Annotated in this window: 3 protein-coding genes; 2 read left to right on the top strand and 1 reads right to left on the bottom strand. The window is 46.4% G+C overall.

The features are described from left to right. Positions 1–437 (top strand): peptidoglycan DD-metalloendopeptidase family protein (locus A1D16_RS00100; RefSeq protein WP_290706493.1); only part of this gene is annotated, 437 nt, incomplete at its 5' end. A gap of 4 nt (positions 438–441) precedes the next feature. Here the strand turns inward: A1D16_RS00100 and bshA are convergent. Then, positions 442–1,581: an N-acetyl-alpha-D-glucosaminyl L-malate synthase BshA gene (gene bshA, locus A1D16_RS00095; protein WP_290706491.1), complete on the bottom strand. Its 1,140-nt coding sequence runs from the start codon at positions 1,579–1,581 to the stop codon at positions 442–444. A gap of 66 nt (positions 1,582–1,647) precedes the next feature. Between bshA and A1D16_RS00090 the strand changes: the two genes are divergently transcribed. Continuing rightward, positions 1,648–2,776 (top strand): M28 family peptidase (locus tag A1D16_RS00090; protein WP_290706489.1); only part of this gene is annotated, 1,129 nt, incomplete at its 3' end.

Genomic DNA, 2,776 nt, shown 5'->3' with positions numbered 1-2,776 from the left:
TGGATACCCGGGAAGAAATTAAACTGGCTTCAAATATCTTCGAAAAAAACCAGGGTGGTTTGCCCTGGCCTGTAAATTCCCGCCGCATAACCATGAAATTCGGCCGTAATAAATATGAAGGATTAAATGTAGACTATGTGAATGAAGGGATAACCATCGAAGCAGAGGCCAATAGCTCGGTTAAAGCAGTCTTTGACGGAGAAGTGTCTGCCATTTTTACCATTGGGTCCATTCAGGCTGTTATCATCAAGCATGGCAAGTACTTTACAACCTATAGCAACCTTTCCCGTGTAACGGTAAGTAAGGGCGAAAAAGTAAAAACCGGCCAGTTAATCGGCCGGCTGGAAGAAAAAGATGCCGGCCGTGGAGAACTTGAATTTATTATCACCAACGATAGCCAGGTTAACCTCAATCCAGAACTCTGGTTACAGCGATAAGTTTTTATTCGCCAACCGGTGCCGGTTCCAGGCATTTTTCGTACAGTGCTTCGTATTGGGGAACAATAAAGTGAATATCGAATCGATCGCTCTGGGCTTTGGCATTTTCCTTAAACTGATCAAGCAGGGGCTGGTTGCTGAGCAGTTCAATTGCGTGGCGGCTCATATCTTCCACATCCCCGATATTGCTGAGATAACCGGTTTCACCATGGATATTGATTTCCGGTAAGCCGCCGGCATTGGTAGAAATAACCGGCACACCCGCTGCCATGGCTTCCAGTGCCACTAAACCAAAACTCTCATAATCAGAGGTGAGTAAAAACAAGTCGGCAATAGCCATGATTTCTTCCATCTGTTCCTGTTTTCCCACAAACCGAATATGGTCGCAAATGCCTAATTCGCGCGCCAGGCTTTCTGCACCAGGCCGCTCGGGTCCGTCTCCTACAAACAATAATTTACTTGGTACTTTTTTAACCACATTGGCAAAAATGCGAACCACATCATCAATCCGTTTTATTTTGCGGAAATTTGATGCATGCATAAGAATGCGTTCGCCATTGGGTGCAATCACCCGACGGAAGGCATCAATCCCTTTCCGGCGGAAACGTCCTACATCCACAAAATTGTGGATCACTTCAATTTCTTTTTCAATCTTAAACCATTTGTAGGTTTCTGTACGAAGATTATCAGAAACGGCCGTTATAGCATCGCTCTCATTGATAGAGAACGTAACTACCGGCGCATAGGTTTTATCACGGCCAACCAGTGTAATATCGGTACCATGCAGGGTGGTAACCACAGGAATATTGAGGCCGGTTTTTAATAAAATCTGTTTGGCCATGTAAGCCGCCGATGCATGCGGAATGGCATAATGCACATGTAATAAATCGAGCTTATTGTTGATGATCACATCCACCATGGTACTGGCCAGGGCTGTTTCATACGGCGGATAATCAAAAAGAGGATAGGTTGGAACTCTTACTTCATGATAAAATATATTCGCATTGAATTCATTTAATCGAACAGGTTGCTGGTAGGTAATGAAATGAACCTGGTGCCCCTTGTCGGCCAGGGCTTTTCCGAGTTCTGTTGCCAATACACCACTTCCACCAAAGGTTGGGTAACATACAATTCCTATACGCATAATTTAAATACTTCCTTGTGAAGGTACTGGTTTAAAATGTTTAGGTAATTTTAAAAAAACAGCTACATGAATAGAATTGTTTGGTTGGCCTTAATGGTTTCTCAAATTGGATTTTTTTCTTCTGCATCTGCACAAACAGCTGATTTTCAAACGGATTCCATTTTTTTTCGGAAAATGGCAGACGATGTGCTGAGTTCAGCAACGGCGTATGAAAATTTGCGGGTTTTGTGTAAAACGATCGGGCCCCGGCTGGCAGGCTCACCCGGAATGTATAAGTCCGAAGCCTGGGCCGAACAGGTACTGCGGGCCGCAGGGGCTGATAAGGTTTGGAAACAGGCCGTGCAGGTGCCGCACTGGGATCGGGGCGGAAAAGACGAAGCCTGGTACCAGGTTACCGATGCAAACGGGAAAAAAACGAGGATACAGCTGGATATCCTGGCCCTGGGAAATTCTATTGGAACAGGTAAAAACGGGCTGTTCAAAAAAGCGGTACTGATCGAAGATTTCGAGGAGCTCGAAAAAAGAAAAGAGGAGGTAAAGGATGCCATCGTGGTGTTTAATAATGTATTCAACCCCAGGAACCTTTCGGTGGGTCAATCTTACGGCGAATCTGGTGCTTATCGCCGGGCCGGACCCAGTCGGGCGGCCAAATACGGGGCTGCAGCTATCCTGATCCGGTCTGTATCTGCATCTGCTAATGATAATCATCCGCATACCGGCACCACGTCTTACGATAGCGCCTACCCGAAAATCCCGGCTGCGGCCATGGGCCTTCAGGATGCCGATAAACTTATTGCAGCTCTTAAGGCTGGCAAGTCTATACAGGTATATTACAAAAGCCTGGCACATTTTAAACCGGATGCAACCGGGCATAATATTATCGGAGAATTAACCGGTTCCGTCTTCCCGGATCAGTACATAACCGTAGGTGGCCATCTCGACAGTTGGGATCCTGCAGAAGGCGCCCATGATGATGGCACCGGCTGTGTTCAGTCTATCGACATAATCCGGGCAATGAAAGCTATGGGGTACAAACCGCGGTATACTATCCGGGTAGTGCTTTTTGCCAATGAAGAAAATGGCCTTCGGGGAGGTGCACAATATGCACAGGAAGCCAAATCAAAAGGGGAGAAACATGTTTTTGCCCTGGAAAGTGATGCGGGTGGATTTACACCCCGCTCGTTCGGCTTTACCC

This window comes from Flavihumibacter sp. CACIAM 22H1 (genome assembly GCF_001601815.1).
In the GTDB taxonomy this organism is placed as follows: domain Bacteria; phylum Bacteroidota; class Bacteroidia; order Chitinophagales; family Chitinophagaceae; genus Flavihumibacter.
This window is presented reverse-complemented; position numbering and strand designations above follow the sequence as displayed.

Bases quoted from the DNA above. Each gene is read 5' to 3' on its own strand.
- bshA (WP_290706491.1), bottom strand. From the start codon at position 1,581: ATGCGTATAGGAATTGTATGTTACCCAACCTTTGGTGGAAGTGGTGTA.